20 protein-coding genes and 1 pseudogene are annotated in these 15,893 nt (G+C 30.7%); 14 read left to right on the top strand and 7 right to left on the bottom strand.

Annotation, left to right across the window (positions count from 1 at the left end; translation table 11 throughout):
- Positions 1–2 precede the first annotated feature (2 nt).
- From BGS40_RS05900 to BGS40_RS09915, 14 genes and pseudogenes are all read left to right on the top strand, one after another.
- A complete protein-coding gene (locus BGS40_RS05900; protein WP_096738502.1) occupies positions 3–782 on the top strand; it encodes a TonB C-terminal domain-containing protein in 780 nt (259 codons plus the stop codon).
- Between the two features lie 9 nt (positions 783–791).
- Positions 792–2,000 (top strand): Tol-Pal system protein TolB, encoded by a 1,209-nt coding sequence (tolB, locus tag BGS40_RS05895; protein ID WP_096738501.1) that lies wholly within the window; start codon positions 792–794, stop codon positions 1,998–2,000.
- Positions 2,001–2,076: 76 nt separating this feature from the next.
- Entirely contained in the window at positions 2,077–2,574 is a 498-nt protein-coding gene (gene pal, locus BGS40_RS05890; protein ID WP_002851617.1) for a peptidoglycan-associated lipoprotein Pal, read from the top strand.
- A 3-nt stretch (positions 2,575–2,577) separates the two neighbouring features.
- Positions 2,578–3,525: a tetratricopeptide repeat protein gene (locus BGS40_RS05885; protein WP_002851738.1), complete on the top strand. Its 948-nt coding sequence runs from the start codon at positions 2,578–2,580 to the stop codon at positions 3,523–3,525.
- Positions 3,526–3,538: 13 nt separating this feature from the next.
- Positions 3,539–4,099, top strand: coding sequence for an FKBP-type peptidyl-prolyl cis-trans isomerase (locus BGS40_RS05880; RefSeq protein ID WP_052797973.1), 561 nt, complete (start codon positions 3,539–3,541; stop codon positions 4,097–4,099).
- Positions 4,100–4,146: 47 nt separating this feature from the next.
- Positions 4,147–5,019 (top strand): ACP S-malonyltransferase, encoded by an 873-nt coding sequence (locus tag BGS40_RS05875; protein ID WP_257841713.1) that lies wholly within the window; start codon positions 4,147–4,149, stop codon positions 5,017–5,019.
- Positions 5,016–5,705 (top strand): aminodeoxyfutalosine nucleosidase, encoded by a 690-nt coding sequence (gene pfs, locus BGS40_RS05870; protein WP_002860591.1) that lies wholly within the window; start codon positions 5,016–5,018, stop codon positions 5,703–5,705. The genes BGS40_RS05875 and pfs overlap by 4 nt, the downstream gene beginning before the upstream one ends.
- Complete coding sequence (locus BGS40_RS05865) at positions 5,702–6,457, top strand: tRNA 2-thiocytidine(32) synthetase TtcA (RefSeq protein ID WP_002866734.1); 756 nt, start codon at positions 5,702–5,704, stop codon at positions 6,455–6,457. The genes pfs and BGS40_RS05865 overlap by 4 nt, the downstream gene beginning before the upstream one ends.
- A 4-nt stretch (positions 6,458–6,461) precedes the next feature.
- Positions 6,462–6,983 carry an isochorismatase family cysteine hydrolase gene (locus BGS40_RS05860; protein ID WP_052782311.1) on the top strand — a complete coding sequence of 174 codons (522 nt, stop codon included), beginning with the start codon at positions 6,462–6,464 and terminating at the stop codon, positions 6,981–6,983.
- Positions 6,983–7,597 (top strand): recombination protein RecO, encoded by a 615-nt coding sequence (gene recO, locus BGS40_RS05855; RefSeq protein WP_052794164.1) that lies wholly within the window; start codon positions 6,983–6,985, stop codon positions 7,595–7,597. The genes BGS40_RS05860 and recO overlap by 1 nt, the downstream gene beginning before the upstream one ends.
- Positions 7,594–8,001: an rRNA maturation RNase YbeY gene (ybeY, locus tag BGS40_RS05850; protein WP_052794165.1), complete on the top strand. Its 408-nt coding sequence runs from the start codon at positions 7,594–7,596 to the stop codon at positions 7,999–8,001. The genes recO and ybeY overlap by 4 nt, the downstream gene beginning before the upstream one ends.
- Positions 8,002–8,125: 124 nt before the next feature.
- Positions 8,126–8,269 carry a hypothetical protein gene (locus BGS40_RS09925; RefSeq protein ID WP_192866058.1) on the top strand — a complete coding sequence of 48 codons (144 nt, stop codon included), beginning with the start codon at positions 8,126–8,128 and terminating at the stop codon, positions 8,267–8,269.
- Positions 8,245–8,697, top strand: a complete 453-nt coding sequence (locus tag BGS40_RS09920) for a Cj0814 family flagellar-dependent secreted protein (RefSeq protein WP_374220166.1) — start codon at positions 8,245–8,247, stop codon at positions 8,695–8,697. Before BGS40_RS09925 ends, BGS40_RS09920 begins: the two co-directional genes overlap by 25 nt.
- Before the next feature lie 406 nt (positions 8,698–9,103).
- A pseudogene (locus BGS40_RS09915) lies at positions 9,104–9,351 on the top strand (Cj0814 family flagellar-dependent secreted protein); the annotation flags it as partial.
- Positions 9,352–9,374: 23 nt separating this feature from the next.
- Here the strand turns inward: BGS40_RS09915 and BGS40_RS05825 are convergent.
- From BGS40_RS05825 to bamA, 7 genes are read right to left on the bottom strand one after another with little or no spacing between them, the layout of a single operon-like run.
- A complete protein-coding gene (locus tag BGS40_RS05825; protein ID WP_087704541.1) occupies positions 9,375–10,301 on the bottom strand; it encodes a tRNA dihydrouridine synthase in 927 nt (308 codons plus the stop codon).
- Positions 10,298–11,284: a hypothetical protein gene (locus BGS40_RS05820; protein WP_002851806.1), complete on the bottom strand. Its 987-nt coding sequence runs from the start codon at positions 11,282–11,284 to the stop codon at positions 10,298–10,300. The genes BGS40_RS05825 and BGS40_RS05820 overlap by 4 nt, the downstream gene beginning before the upstream one ends.
- Positions 11,274–11,636 carry a molecular chaperone DnaK suppressor DksA gene (gene dksA, locus BGS40_RS05815; protein ID WP_002851949.1) on the bottom strand — a complete coding sequence of 121 codons (363 nt, stop codon included), beginning with the start codon at positions 11,634–11,636 and terminating at the stop codon, positions 11,274–11,276. Before dksA ends, BGS40_RS05820 begins: the two co-directional genes overlap by 11 nt.
- Positions 11,637–11,647: 11 nt before the next feature.
- Complete coding sequence (locus tag BGS40_RS05810; RefSeq protein ID WP_002867813.1) at positions 11,648–12,097, bottom strand: 23S rRNA (pseudouridine(1915)-N(3))-methyltransferase RlmH; 450 nt, start codon at positions 12,095–12,097, stop codon at positions 11,648–11,650.
- A 1-nt stretch (position 12,098) separates the two neighbouring features.
- Complete coding sequence (gene accD, locus BGS40_RS05805; RefSeq protein ID WP_002857277.1) at positions 12,099–12,941, bottom strand: acetyl-CoA carboxylase, carboxyltransferase subunit beta; 843 nt, start codon at positions 12,939–12,941, stop codon at positions 12,099–12,101.
- A gap of 8 nt (positions 12,942–12,949) precedes the next feature.
- Positions 12,950–13,672, bottom strand: coding sequence for an inositol monophosphatase family protein (locus BGS40_RS05800; RefSeq protein WP_052834619.1), 723 nt, complete (start codon positions 13,670–13,672; stop codon positions 12,950–12,952).
- Complete coding sequence (gene bamA / locus BGS40_RS05795) at positions 13,672–15,891, bottom strand: outer membrane protein assembly factor BamA (protein ID WP_096738499.1); 2,220 nt, start codon at positions 15,889–15,891, stop codon at positions 13,672–13,674. Before bamA ends, BGS40_RS05800 begins: the two co-directional genes overlap by 1 nt.
- Between the last annotated feature and the right edge of the window lie 2 nt (positions 15,892–15,893).

Here is a 15,893-nt window from a genome sequence, read left to right as displayed (position 1 = left end):
TCATGAAAAATTATGGTTTGAGTAATTTAAATTCGTTTTTACTTGCTTTAGCAATATATATTGGTATAGTAATTCTTGTTTTTTTTAGACTTGTAAGCGAGGTTGAACCTGCTATACAATATACCGATATAAAAGATAGTTTTGTAGATATTGAACTTACTGAACCATCAAAACAAGTTATTACTCAAAGCAACACTCCTAAAGAAATACAAAAATCAACAGAGCAAATTGATATAGAAAAGCTTTTTGCTCAGACTACAAATAAAACAGTTAAAACTGAAGATATTGACCAAAAGGCAAGTAATTTTAATGAGCTTTTTGGAAATATTAAAGAAATACAAGAAGAAAAGACTACAAAAATTCAATCAAGTGCTAAATCAGGAATTTCTAGTGCCCCAAAACCTCAAGCTTCTGAACTTGTAAAACAACTTAATGATAGTTTACTTCAAGAAGAAAGTTCAACGCAAGGCGAAAGCACAAAGGCGCAAAAGATTGGAATTTATGATGAATTTTTAGGGAAAGTTGTGCGTATTATCACTCAAAGATGGACTCAGTATTATCCAAATAGTGAAAAAATTTCTGTTAAGGTAAAAATTTTTATTGATGAAAATGGAAAATTTGGCTATACTTCAGTTGAAAAAAGTGGGAATCCTTTATATGATGCTAAAGTGGCTGAATTTTTAGAAAGTCAAAAAGGTAAATTTATTACTTATCCTCCGCAAAATAAAAATATAAGCATTACCATGAATTTAAGAGATGAAGTAAAAGTTAAAAATGATTAGGAGAAAAAAATGAAAAAAATTGTAGCAATTTTTTTAGTCTTTTTAGGAAGTCTTTGGGCAGAAGATCCAGTGATTGATGTTGTTAATTCTGGTGTAGTTTTACCAAAGATTATTGTTAAAGACAATTCAAATTTAAGTGATGAGAAATTAAAGAAAAGCTTTTATAATATCATTGTGAATGATTTGAAAGTAAGTTCAAACTTTGAAGTTGTTGCTAATGCAACTGAGACAAGTAATTATACTTTTGAATACACTTTAAATAAAAATGGTAACACTTTGAGTTTAAATGTAAAAATAAAAGCTGGCGGTTCTGATAAGTCAGAGCAAACTTATACTTTAAATGGTTTAGAGCAATATCCATTTTTGGCACATAAAAGCGTCAAAGCTTCTGTAAATGCGTTAGGACTTGCACCTGTTGATTGGATGGATCATAAAATTTTGATCGCGAGAAATTCTAGCTCTAAAAAAAGTCAAATTATTATGGCTGATTATACTTTAACTTATCAAAAAGTTATTGTTGATGGTGGACTTAATTTATTTCCAAAATGGGGAAATAAAGAACAAACTCTATTTTATTATACAGCTTATGATCATGATAAGCCAACTTTATACCGTTATGATTTAAATACCAATAAAGCTAGTAAAATTTTATCAAGTGGCGGTATGGTTGTAGCAAGTGATGTGAATGTAGATGGAAGTAAACTACTTGTTACCATGGCTCCAAAAGATCAGCCTGATGTTTATTTATATGACTTAAATACCAAAAATCTAACACAATTAACTAATTATTCTGGTATTGATGTTAATGGAAATTTTATTGGCTCAGATGATAGTAAAGTGGTATTTGTAAGCGATCGTTTAGGATATCCTAATATTTTTATGCAAGATTTAAATAGCAATAGTGCTGAACAAGTTGTTTTTCATGGTAGAAACAATTCGGCTGTTTCGACTTATAAAGATTTTTTGGTTTATTCAAGTCGTGAACCAAATCAAGCAGGTGTTTTTAATATTTATTTGATGTCAATTAATAGTGATTATATTCGTCAACTTACAGCAAATGGAAAAAATTTATTTCCAAGATTTTCTAGTGATGGTGGAAGTATAGTATTTATCAAATATTTAGGTGCGCAAAGTGCTTTGGGTGTTATTCGTGTAAATGCAAATAAGACTTTTTATTTTCCTCTTAGGGTTGGAAAAATTCAATCAATTGATTGGTAAAAATTTCAATTTTAGGTTAAAATTAATTAAAAATTAGATATAATAATAAGAATTTATTAACTTTGAAAGGTCATAAATGAAAAAAATTCTTTTTACTTCAATTGCAGCTCTTGCAGTTGTTATTAGTGGTTGTAGCACAAAAAGCACTAGCGTAAGCGGTGATAGTAGTGTTGATTCAAATCGTGGTTCAGGTGGAAGTGATGGTTGGGATATTGATTCAAAAATTTCTCAACTTAATGATACTTTAAATAAAGTATATTTTGATTTTGATAAATTCAACATTCGTCCTGATATGCAAAATGTTGTAAGCACAAATGCTAATATTTTTAACACTGAAGTAAGCGGTGTAAGTATTACTGTTGAAGGAAACTGCGATGAGTGGGGAACCGATGAATATAACCAAGCTCTAGGTTTAAAAAGAGCAAAAGCTGTAAAAGAAGCTTTAATCGCTAAAGGTGTAAATGCTGATAGAATTGCTGTTAAAAGCTATGGAGAAACAAATCCTGTGTGCACTGAAAAAACTAAAGCTTGCGATGCGCAAAATAGACGTGCTGAATTTAAATTATCAAGATAATTAATGAAAAAAATATTCACAGTAGCTCTTCTTGGAGCTACTTTACTTTATGCAGAAAGCTCAGCTTTTGGTGCAGGAGATATAACAAGCAATTCTTCTTATGGTTTAACTTCAAATGAAAAATTATTTAAAGAAAAGTTAGATAATTTAAATAATGAAAATATACAAACAAATGCTAGAATTAATGAAATTAACGAAAGAATCGAGGGTTTACAAAGCACTTTAGAAGGTATAAATTCTCAATATGCCAAATCAAATTCTAGATTAAGTCAAGTTGAAGAGAATAATCAAAATATTGAAAATAATTTTACTAGTGAAATTCAAAAATTAAAGGCTTATGTTGAAGAAAGTAGAAAAATTCAAGAAGCTAATAATAAGCAAGTAAAAAAAGTTTTAGCCGAACTTAGTTCTTTAGTAGATGCTATTAATGCAAATTATGTTTCTAAAAACGAATTAAATGATGCAAATTTAAGCGTTAAAACTATTACACCTAGTGTTGTTGTTTCAACTACAGATTCAAATAGTACCATTGAAAACAATAATACTCAAAATACCCAAGATGATAAAGCAAAACAAATTGATGAATCTTGGAAAAAGAAAAAAAATAATGAAATTTTAGAATTAGCGATAAAAGATGTTGATAAAAATGCTTTTGAAGATTCCAAAGCAAAATTAAATTTTCTCATAACAAAGCAGTATAAACCTGCAAGAGCAAATTTTTGGTTAGGGGAGATCGAGTATAAACAAAAAAATTATAACAATGCTATTGTTTATTATAAAAAAAGTTCTTCTTTGAGTACAAAAGGGGATTATTTCCCAAAACTTTTATATCATACTGCCATTTCATTGGATAAAACAGGTGATACAAAAACAGCAAATGGTTTTTATAAAGCTTTAAAAACTAATTATCCAAATTCACCCGAAGCAAAAGCTTCACCTAATAGAAAATAATTAAGGAGATAAAATGGCTATAGAAAAAAATAGTGTAGTTTCAATGTTTTATGAGTTAAAAGATGCAAATACAAATGAAGTTTTAGAATCAAATTTATATTCTCAACCTATTTCTTTTATTTTAGGCAAAGGTCAGATTTTAGAAAGCTTAGAAGAAGAAGTGATGAAGCTTGATTGCCCTAGCAATGCTGATGTGGTAATTAAAAAAGAAAAAGGTTTAGGCGAATACGATGAAAATGCCGTTCAAACTTTACCAAAAGAGCAATTTGCAGGTATTGATTTAAAGGTAGGCATGGAGCTTTTTGGCGAAGGTGAAAATGGCGAAACCGTTCGTGTAACTGTAAAAGAGATTGGCGAAAATGATGTGACAATTGATTATAATCACCCTTATGCAGGTCGTGATTTGCTTTTTTCTTTAAATATCGTAGACGCTAGAGCTGCAAGTGAAGATGAAATTCTTACAGGTATTATCGCAGGAAGTCATAGTTGTGGTTGTGGAAGTGGGCATGGGCACGATCATCATCACGGACATGGTGGTGGCGGTTGCTGTGGTGGCGGTTGCGGTTGTCATTAATGAAGACTGCGTTTATATTTCCAGGTCAAGGCTCACAAAGTCTTGGCATGGGAAAAGATTTTTATGAAAACTCTATAAAAGCCAAAGAACTCCTTCAAAACGCAAGTGATTTTTGTAAGATTGATTTTAAACATTTGCTTTTTGAAGAAAACGAAAAACTCAATCAAAGTGAATTTACTCAACCCGCCATCGTTTTAAATTCCTTAATGGCTTATAGTGTTTTACTTGAAAAAAAACCTGATTTAAGTTCGAAATTTGCTTTAGGGCATTCTTTGGGAGAATTTTCAGCCTTAGCTGTCAATGGTGCTTTTGATTTTTTAGAGGCTCTTTCTTTGGTCAATAAAAGAGGGCTTTTTATGCAAGAAGATTGTGCAAAAGTTGAAGCGAGTATGATGGTTGTTTTGGGACTTGATGATGAAAGAGTTGAAGAGCTTTGTCAAAAAGCACAAAAAGAAAACAAGCAAATTTTCGCTGCAAATTATAACTGCGATGGACAAATCGTTGTAGCAGGTTTAAAACCTGATTTAGCAAGTTATGAAAGTGTATTTAAAGAAGCAGGAGCTAAAAGAGCTATGCTTTTAAATATGAGCGTGGCAAGTCATTGTCCTCTTTTGGAAAATGCTTCAGCTAAGCTTTGTGTGGAGCTTGAAAAGGTGTTAAAACCAAATTTTAAAGCCGTAATTTCTAATGCAAATGCCAAAATTTATACAAGCAAAGAAGAAGCCCTTGAACTTTTAAAAGCACAAATTATCTCTCCTGTGCTTTATAAACAAAGTATCAAGGCATGTGAAAATGAAGTAGATTATTTCATAGAATTTGGTGCAAGTGTGCTTAAGGGTTTAAATAAAAAAATCACTTCAAAAGAAACTTATGCTTTAACAAATATGAATGATATTGATGAATTTTTAAAGGTTATATGATGAAAATAGCAATTTTAGGAGCCATGAGTGAAGAAATCACTCCTTTACTTGAAACACTTAAAGATTATACGAAAATAGAACACGCTAACAATACTTATTATTTTGCAAAGTATAAAAATCATGAACTTGTTTTAGCGTATTCTAAAATCGGCAAGGTAAATTCTACTCTTAGTGCTAGTGTGATGATAGAAAAATTTGGCGCACAAGTGTTGCTTTTTACGGGTGTTGCAGGTGCTTTTAATCCTGAACTTGAAATTGGCGATTTGCTTTATGCAACAAAATTAGCTCAATACGATCTTGATATTACCGCTTTTGGGCATCCTTTGGGTTTTGTTCCAGGTAATGAAATTTTTATCAAAACCGATGAGAAATTAAACAATCTTGCTTTAGAAGTTGCTAAGGAATTAAATATCAAACTGCGTGCAGGTATTATTGCAACGGGTGATGAGTTTATTTGCGATGAAGCAAAAAAAGCAAAAATCAGAGAAATTTTCAATGCTGATGCTTGTGAAATGGAAGGCGCAAGTGTGGCTTTGGTTTGTGATGCTTTAAAGGTGCCTTGTTTTATCTTAAGAGCTATGAGTGATAAAGCAGGGGAAAAGGCTGAATTTGATTTTGATGAATTTGTGATCAATTCAGCTAAAATTTCAGCCAATTTTGTGCTTAAAATGTGCGAGAAATTATGATAAATCTTAGCAAAAAACTCATACGCCAAGTTGCACAAGCTAATGCTAAATTTGGACTTATTAAAGATGGAGATAGGGTTCTTTTAGGGCTTAGCGGCGGAAAAGATTCTTTGGCTTTAGCCCATCTTTTAAATCGTATGCAAGCTCACGCTCCTTTTAAATTTGAACTTGAAGCGGTAACTTTGAGTTATGGCATGGGCGAGGATTATTCTCATCTTCATGCACATTGTGAAGAACACGGCATTAAACATAGCGTGCTTGATTCAAATATTTATGAAGTTTCAGGCGATACCATAAGAGAAAATTCAAGTTTTTGTAGTTATTTTTCGAGAATGCGTCGTGGAGCTTTATATACTTACGCTCTTGAAAAAGGTTTTAACAAGCTTGCTATAGCTCATCATTTAGATGATGCAGCAGAAAGCTTTTTTATGAATTTTATTCATAATGGAGCTTTAAGAACCTTAGCGCCTATTTATCAAAGCAAACGCGGTGTAACTGTGATACGCCCTTTGATTTTTGTGCGAGAAAGACAGCTTAGGGATAATGCTACGCAAAATGAACTTAGCGTGATAGGAAATGAATTTTGTCCTGGTATGAAACTCAGCGAAAAAAATGTAAAATTCCCCCACGCTAGAGAAGAAGCTAAACAGCTTTTAGCAAATTTAGAAAAAGATCATCCTAAGCTTTTTACAAGTTTAAAAACCGCTTTTGCCAATTTACACACGGAGAGTTTTTGGCTTCAAAAGGCATAAAAGCATGAAAAAAGCTTTTGTTTTAGTGGACTATCAAAATGATTTTATTGATGGAAGTTTAGGTTTTGATAAGGCTTTAAAAATCAAAGAAAATATTCTTAAAGCCTTAAATCAAATCGATTTTAATAACACGCATTTGCTTTTAACCTATGATACGCACGATGAACATTATCTACAAAGCAAAGAAGGTTTAAATTTACCTGTAAAACATTGCATTAAAGAGAGTTTAGGTTGGCAAATGCCAAAGGAATTTAAACCTTTTTTACAAAAAGCTCATAAAATTTTTTATAAAAATACTTTTGGTAGCTTAGAATTAGCTAATTTCATACAAAAAAGTGATTATGAAGAACTTCATTTTGCAGGGCTTGTTTCTCATATTTGTGTGTTTTGTAATATCATTTTAGCTTTTGGTGCTAAGCCTAATGCAAGGATAATTTTACACCAAAATTTAAGTGCAAGTTTTGATGAAAATTTAGAAAAATCCGCTTTTGATATACTTAGGGCTTATGGTATTGAAATTGTTTAATGCAAGGCTTTATACTTCATACTCAAAAAGTTAAAGATGAGGATTTGATCGTTTATATTTTAAGTCCTAAAATGCTTATTAAGGCTTATCGTTTTTATGGACTTAGACATTCTAGTATTTTAAGCGGCTATAAAATTGATTTTGCTTTAGAAGAAAATCCTAGTTTTTTACCAAGACTTAAAGATGTATTGCATTTGGGATTTTTATGGATTATGCAAAGGGATAAAATGCTTATTTGGCAAGAGTTTATCCGTCTTTTATATAGGCATTTAAAAGATGTGGAAGAGCTTGATGGTTTTTATTTTGATTTACTTGATGAGTGTGTGAAAAGGTTTGAAAAACAAAATCCAAAGCGTGTTATTGTTGATGCTTATTTAAAAATTTTGGAATTTGAAGGAAGATTGCATAAGGATTTTTTTTGTTTTGCCTGTGATGAGAAAATTCAAAATTCCATTACATTACTAAGGGCTTTTTTACCTTCGCATTCTCAATGCGCTTTAGGATTTGAGTTTGAAGAGAAAAAACTAAAACAATTTTATAGCAGTAAAAATTGTGCGATTTTTGATGATGAAGAAATAGAAAATTTATATCATTTGATTAAGGAAGGTTTATGATATTAAGTGATGAAAAATGTGATTTTTTAGAGTCTATAGCAAGTTTTTTAAGTCCTAAAGATGTGGAGCTTGTTTTTGTGGATAGTAAAGAAATGCAAGAAATTAACTTAGAGCAAAGAAAACAAGATAAAACCACTGATGTACTTTCTTTTCCGCTTGAAAATATCGATGAGAGTTTGCCTTTGGGTTCTGTTGTGATCAATGTGGATTTGGCAAAAGAAAAGGCTAAAGAGTTAGGGCATAGCTATGAAGAAGAAATAAGCTTGCTTTTTATCCACGCTATGCTTCATTTACTAGGTTTTGATCATGAAAATGATAATGGAGAAATGAGAGAAAAAGAGAAAGAACTTATAGATCATTTTAATTTGCCTAAAAGTTTGATTGTAAGGACCTTAGAAGATTAAGTAAGAATTTTTTCTTCGAGTGTTAGAAGGTTTTATATTATATATTTTAATTATGAGTAGATATTTTAAGAAAAAATTATTTTTACCGATTTATCTTATAATTTTATTTACAAGGAAGGCAAAAATGATTAATGGTATAAATTCTTATTCAAACTACAATTACACAAATACTTTTAGTAATACTACTTCAAATACAAAATCATCTAATGCTATAAATGAAGCTTCAAACCTTGTAAGTGATAAATCACAAGCGGTAATAAAATTTTAGGCTATGGCGTAGATAAAGAGGGCTTTTTTACAAGTGATTTTAACGAAGCAGCAGGCTTGCCAAAAGATTATAAGATTTATGCTAAAGGTGCTGAAAATTTAGCTAGTTATATAACTAACCTTAATTTTAAATCTTTTACCAATATAGATATTGCCAAAAGTTTAGGTAATGCTTACAAGGTATTTTCACAGTTTGTTGATGAACCGAGTGGAAATTTTACTACTGAAGATTTAAGCAAAATCCCTTTAGGGTTTTCTTATGACAAAAAAAGTTTTCAAGTAACTAATATCTATCAAACCCAAAAAGAGTTTGATAGTGCTTTAAGTGCAAATAATGATTTGCAAATCTATCAAAGTTCTAAACAGTTGGCATTAAGTTTTCCAAGTTGGAATGAAAATTCTCCTAACGATTATACTAAAAAAGAATAGCGATATATTTGCTCCAAGTTCCCATATAGATATTGGAGCATCATTTTATAAAAATGATAATGGCACTATAAGTAAAGGCGGTGTTTTAATGGCATTTTTTGCGGGTATGTCAGGACAAAATCCTCTTATGGAAGGTGAAACAACCATATCAGGAAAACTTAATGGCTATGATAAAAATATGAGTCAAAATCAAGTGGAAGATTTGAATGAATTTATAAAACAAAATCCTATTAAATACGGCATAACAGGAGATATAGGAACAGATTTTACAAATATTTTAAAACTTAAAAACAATATTAGCGATATAGAAGAATTTAAAAAACAATGGCTAGAAATGAAAGCCAAAAGTGATAAAATGGGAGAAGTATATCAAACCGAGATAGCAAACAAAAAAGAAGTTGTTTCATCGCAAGAAACTTCAGAAGAAGACAAAAAAAGCCATTTAAACCTATACAAGCGCAAAGTTCAAGCGAAACCTATAAAGATGATAATAAAATGAATGAGCTTGTAAAAAAGCTTTTAGAAACTAAATTTGGCACAAGCGATGAGTTAGAACTTCTTTTTGGTATGAAATTTAGTGATGATAACACAGGAGAATTTAATAAAATTCTTTCTTTAAATTCTACACCAAAAGGTATAGATATTAAGGCTTAAGGTTTTTTAATTATAAAAATCGATCAAGCTAAACTAAAAAATTCTTCTATTTTTTTTCGCATTTTTTCTGTATTGTCGATACGATTGACTTCATCTCTAAAGGCTGAAGCGTCTTTGTGTCCTTTAGAATACTCGTGTAAATGCTTGCGAAATATACTTACGCCTTGATCTTTGTAGTGTTTTATCATTTCATCAAAATGAGTGAGTATGATTTCTTTTTTGAGTTTTTCATCTACACTTTTACCGCTTTTGATTTCATAAAATATCCAAGGATTTCCTACGCTTGCACGCCCTATCATGAGTCCATCACATTTTGTGATTTTATAAACTTCTTTAGCGTTTTGTGCGTTAATATCGCCATTTGCAATCACAGGAATTTTCACGCTTGCTTTAGCATTGGCAATGGATTCATAATCGGCTTTTCCGCTATAAAGCTGTTTTCTTGTGCGTCCATGAATACTTACAAAATCCACCCCCAAGCTTTCGCAAATTTTAGCCATTTTTTCAGGATATTTTTCATTAAATCCTAGTCGAAATTTCACACTTGTAAGGCTTTTTTTATTGTTTTCTTTAATCACTCCTACAAGATTTTTAAAAAGCTCTAAATTTTCTAGCAAAGCACTGCCAGCACATTGTTTAATAACTTTATTTACAGGGCAACCGCAATTAAAATCGATCCCATCTACAAAATCCATTTCATTTAGCATTTGCACTGCTTTTTTTAGCACTTCTTTATCTCCACCTGCAATTTGGACTATATAGGGATTTTCTAATTCAGCTCTTTCTAACATATGTAAAGTTTTAGAACTTTCATAAACTAAGGCATTAGAACTTATCATTTCACTTATGGTAATATCAGCACCAAATTTTTTTACTACATTACGAAAAGGCAGATCTGAAAAACCTGCCATAGGGGCTAAAAACAGGGGTTTTTTGCTAAAATCTATCATTGTATGAGTTGATTTAGATCGATTTTGATATTTTTTTCACGCAAGGCTAAAAAGGCTTTAAAATCATTAAATTTTTTATCATCATTGTGAATTTGTTCTCTTAACTCATCTAAAAGTCCAAATTCAGCCAAAAGATATAAATATGCTCTTAAAGCTTCGCTTTTTTCATTTTTAATTTTGTTAAAAATTCCTAAAATAGCATCAGGATTTAAAAGTTTAGTACTTAGTTTTGCTGCGTTAAGATAGTCTTTTTCGCTTAATATGTTGTGTGAAAGTAAAACTTCATATTCTGCTACACTAAGTTCTAAATTTCCTTCTTTAAAACGCTTGATAAGTGTGAGAACTTCAGAAGGCTTTTTAGGGATTTTTACATTTTTAATTTGCTCATAACTAGCTTTTTCTATAAGAGTGTTAAAAGCAATTTCTTCAAATTCATCTTTGATTTCATTAAGGTTTTTAAGTTTGTTATAGGCATAATTTGCATCATTTTTGAGATGATTTTTTTCATTTTGCAAATATAAAACATTGTTATTTTCGAGTTTAAATTTGCTAAGGTTAAAAAATTCGTTTTTATTTAAACCATCAATAAGATCTAAAATTTCATTGATTTTATTTGAGTGTGGAATTTTTTCATGTGTTTTTATGGTTTTAAAAAGTTGTGCTACAGATCTAAATTCTTTTGTTTGAAAAGTGGTTTTAAGATCTTTTTCAAGGAGTAAATCTTGAGTATAAGCTTCAAATTTAGCTGCATCTTTAAAAAAATGCTTAAATTTTAAATAACGCAAAAATCCATAAAATGCTATGTGTAAAACGGCTAAAATCATATAAATAAATAAAGGAATAACAAGCCATATCATAATAGGTAGTTCAAAGGTATAAGTGCTGATATTTAGAGTATAGCTTCCTAGTTCTAGATGCCAAGCAAAGGCAAAAATAAGTGCTATATAAATAAAACTTGCAAGTAAGAAGAGTTTAATTTTCATGTTTTTTTCCTTGTTCTGCAATTTGACGGCAAGTGATACAATATCTTGCGTGAGGTTTGACTTTTAGTCTTTGAGAGTCGATTTCATCATCGCAAGATTCGCAAATTCCATAAGTGCCGTTTTTGATTTTATCTAAAGAATCTTCGATTTCTATAAGTTCTTCTTTGAGATTGGTGCTGATAGCAAAGTCAATTTGAGAGCCTGTTTCTATGACAGAAAAATCTACACTATCGCTTGGGACGCTATTGTGAAGAGCTTCGATTTCATTTGAATTGCTTTGCAAATTTTCTAAGATGGCTTTTTTTCTTTCTTCTAAAATATTTTTGAAATTTTGTATTTCATTTTTTTTCATTTTAAAACTTTCTATTTGTGATAAGGGTGATTGTTGTTGATGCAAAATGCACGATAAATTTGTTCTAAAAGTAAGGTTTTAACAAATTGATGTGCTAAAGTAAGTTTGCTTAATGATAGTCTAAAATCCAAACTTTGATTAAATTCTTCTCTTAAACCATAAGCACCGCCTATAAAAAAACTTAATTCATTTTTATCTTGGATGAGTTTTGCAAATTCTATACTTGTAAGTTCTTTTCCTCTTTCATCAAGAGCGATACAATAGCCTTTTTTATAAGGCATAAAAGCTTCTTCATAGCTTTTTTTTGCTTCTATGGCATTTAAATTTTGAGCTAAGGCTATTTTTTTATTAAAAACATTTATTTCTTTTAAAGTGGCGTATTTGGAGATGAGTTTAGAGTATTTCTCACTCCAAGTTTTAAATTCATCACTTTTTTGAATACAAAAGATATTAACTTGCAAATTATTTTCCACTAAAAAATTTTAGTACATCGCTAAGATATTGTTTTTGTTCTCCTCTTTCAACTATGGCATCTATAAGTCCATGTTCTAACAAGAACTCTGCTTTTTGAAAACCTTCAGGCAAATCTGCTCCTATGGTTTGTTTAATAACTCTTGCACCAGCAAAACCTACTAAAGCTTCAGGTTCAGCGATGATTAAATCTCCAAGCCAAGCAAAAGAAGCACTTACACCGCCCATAGTAGGATCAGTTAAAATGCTAATATAAGGAAGTTTTTCTTTGCTAAGAAGTTTAAGCGCGGCGCTAGTTTTGCTCATTTGCATTAAAGAATAAGTACTTTCTTGCATTCTAGCTCCACCGCTTGCACTTACGATGACAAGAGGGGTTTTGCTTGTGATGGCTCTTTGTATAGCTCTAACGATTTTTTCTCCTTCAACAGAACCTAAAGATCCACCCATAAAAGAAAAATCAAATACAACAAGTTGGGTTTTTAAACCATTGATTTCACATTCTCCACTGATGACAGAACTTTTTCTACCTGTTTTACTTTCACCTTCGCTAAGGCGTTTTTTATAGGATTTGCTATCAACAAATTTTAAAGGATCTATAGCTTCTAAATTTGCATCATACTCAATAAAACTGCCTTCATCGCTTAAAAGTTTAATACGTTCATCAGCTGAAATTCTCATGTGATAATTGCATTTAGGACAAACATTAAAACAAGATTCTATTTCTTTATAATACATCAAAGCATGACAACTTTGGCATTTTACCCAGTGATTTGGAGCTTCTTTAATACTAGGTTGTTGTCTTCTTATTTTTGAAAAAATATCTGCAAAATTCATATATTCACCTAATTATTTTTTAAAAATTCCAAGATTATATCAAAAATTTTCTTGTCTTGGCTTAGGAGAAGGAAATTTTCATTTTTTTCTATATATAAATTTTGATGAATTGTTAAAGCAGCTACTGTATCAAAAATTCGTGTTTTTCCAAGAATTAATACAAAACTAAAATACGAAGCATAAGCGAGACTTAAGGCTGTTGCACCCAAAGAGCGAAATTTTAATTGATTTTTTGTTAAAAAATCGAGAAGTTCTGGATAAAGTGAAATTTTTTCAACTATACCTATTTTAGAAAATAGATTAGGTGTTAAGGGTGAGTATTTTGGATCGGAAAGATTAGATTTAAAAGCTTGATTGTTATTAAAAGCAAAAATTTCTTGATTGACAAGATTGCAAACAAAAGCGCTTTTTGCCTGATCTTTTTCCATGAGAGCTACAGAAGTTCCATAAAATGGTATTTTAGAAACAAAATTTGAACTTCCATCCAAAGGATCAAGAATCATTTGTTTTGGGCTAGCTTTTCCGATCAATCCGCTTTCTTCAGAAAAAATTTGTCCAAAACAACTAAGATATTTTATGAAAATTTGTTCACATTTTAAGTCAAGCTCATAGCCTTGATTTTTATCATAGCCTAATTTAGAGCAAAGTTTAAGATCATTTTGTGGGATATTGTTTAGATACTTGCGTATTTGCAAATTTGCATTCAAGCAAGCATCTAAAAATTCTTTCATTAAAAGCGTGTTCCAAGATTAAATTCAAAACTATTAGTATCATCACCTTTTTTATCATTAAGAGGTTTGGCAAATACAAGCTGTAAAGGCCCAATTGGTGTAATCCATTCAATGCCTATACCTGTACTCATTCTTTTTATTTCATCTAAATTTTTACGTCCTATCATACCATAATCAAAAAACACGCTACCACGAAGTTTGATTCTATCAATCAAAGGAAAACTAAGTTCTACGGAATTGGCAAAAGCTATGGTTCCGCCTACTTCATCTCCCCATTGATTTTTTGGGCTTACCGTTCTGCTTTCAAAACCGCGTATTGATCTAATACCACCTAAATAAATTCTTTGATTAATTGGCAAATAGCCTTCATCCCATACTTTATAAAAACTCGCTTTATAGCGATAAATAAGATCATATCCTATATAGTCTTGCAAACCTTGATAAAAGTTAAATTTAGAGCTTGATGAAATAAATTCTTGATCTCCGCCAAGCCCAGCGTATTCTAAACTAGTTGAAGCAATGATACCTGATCGTGGCAGATAATAATCATCTGTATTGTTAAAGGTGATTGCTGGAGTTATAGAGCTTTTAATACTTTTGCCAAGTTCATATCCTGTTCTTAAAAGAGTTGGACTTAAGTGATATATATCGCTTTGTTCAAGATTATAAGTTAAGCTTACATTATAGTATCTTGCAAATTGGCGTCCAACTGTTATATCAAAGCCGTAATTTTTTTCTGAATAATTATCCCATTCATAGTCATTTGAATAAAGTGTTCCACCCAGACTATATTGACTATCAAGAACGCGTGGATTTATGAGACTAATCCTTCCTGATAAGGTATCATCGCTTTTATCTACGCTTACAGAGCTTTTTATTCCTGAACCAAAGATATTTGTATCTGATAAAGAAGCATTAAGTAAAATACCATCGCTTGATCCATAGCCAATACCTCCAGAAATAGCTCCTGTAGAAGCTTCTTTAACATCAACAATCAAATCAATATGTGTATCATCAACTTTTTCTTCTTTGATATTTACATCGTCAAAATAAGAAGTTCTTTTTAAAGCATTTTTTGACTCGCTTAAGTCTGTTCTATTGTATAAATTACCTTCTGTTATATATAATTCTCGGCGTATGACGCGATCTACAGTACGTGAATTTCCTGAAATAATAACATTTCTTATATAAACTTTATCATGAGGGATTACTTTAAATACAACGGTGGCTTCTTGAGTTTGATCATTTTTTTGAATATCAGGATAGACTTCTACAAACGCATAACCCAAATTAGCACTTTGTGTTTCTATGGTTTTAACATCTTTTCTAATGTCTTCGATATTGATAGTTTTGCCAGCGCTTGATCTTAAATCTTTTACGGTTTGTGCATTTTGCTTATCATCAAATAAAGGATTTTCTATGCTTATACTTTTAATTTTATAAGGCTTTCCTTCTTTGATAAAATAAGTCAAATTTGCTTGATAAGTATCTGTGTAGGTTTTAAGATAAGGCGAGGATACTTGAACATCTAAATATCCTTTTTTCATATATTCATCAGCAATTCTTGAACTATCGTTACTAAGTTCAAAAACTTTTAATTTTCCATCATTGCGTCCCCACATCCATCCCATAAATTCTTTTTCTTTGTTAACAACAGCAGGTTCTATATCAGAATATGAAAATTTCTTGGCTCCACTTAAATGAACATTATCAATAATGATATTTTCGCCACGATTTACTATAAATTCAAGCTCTAGTCCATCAGTATTTTCTAAAGTCTTTTTTTTGTATTCTACAATAGTATCAAAATAACTTTTTGCTTCATAATAAGCTTTAATGCGTTCAATAGCTTCTTTTATACTTCCTTCATCAAGTAGTGTGCCTCTTTTAATCCCTAAAATACTTTCAACTTGTTTTCTATCATTGGAAGCTATACCTGTTATACTAACCTTTGCTATAGTTGGTTTTTCAGTAACTATAATTTCCAAAATTCCATTGTTGTTTTCTACTGCAATATTTTCGAAATAATTTTGTTTATAAAGATTAAGAATAGCAGTGTTGATTTTTGCAGGATTTATTTCCTCGCCTATTTTAAGCCCCGCGATATTTATAGCGCTTGTGTTTGATAAATGATTTAATCCGATAAATTTAATATCTTTAATGGTTGCTGCATTGGCCATAGCAACTAAAGCACAAATACTAATAAGATGTTTTTTCATTG

The sequence above is a fragment of the Campylobacter sp. 107 genome, assembly GCF_002383835.1.
GTDB classification, from domain to species: domain Bacteria; phylum Campylobacterota; class Campylobacteria; order Campylobacterales; family Campylobacteraceae; genus Campylobacter_D; species Campylobacter_D jejuni.
Note: the sequence above shows the minus strand (reverse complement) of the source record. Positions and strands in the feature narration are given on the sequence as shown.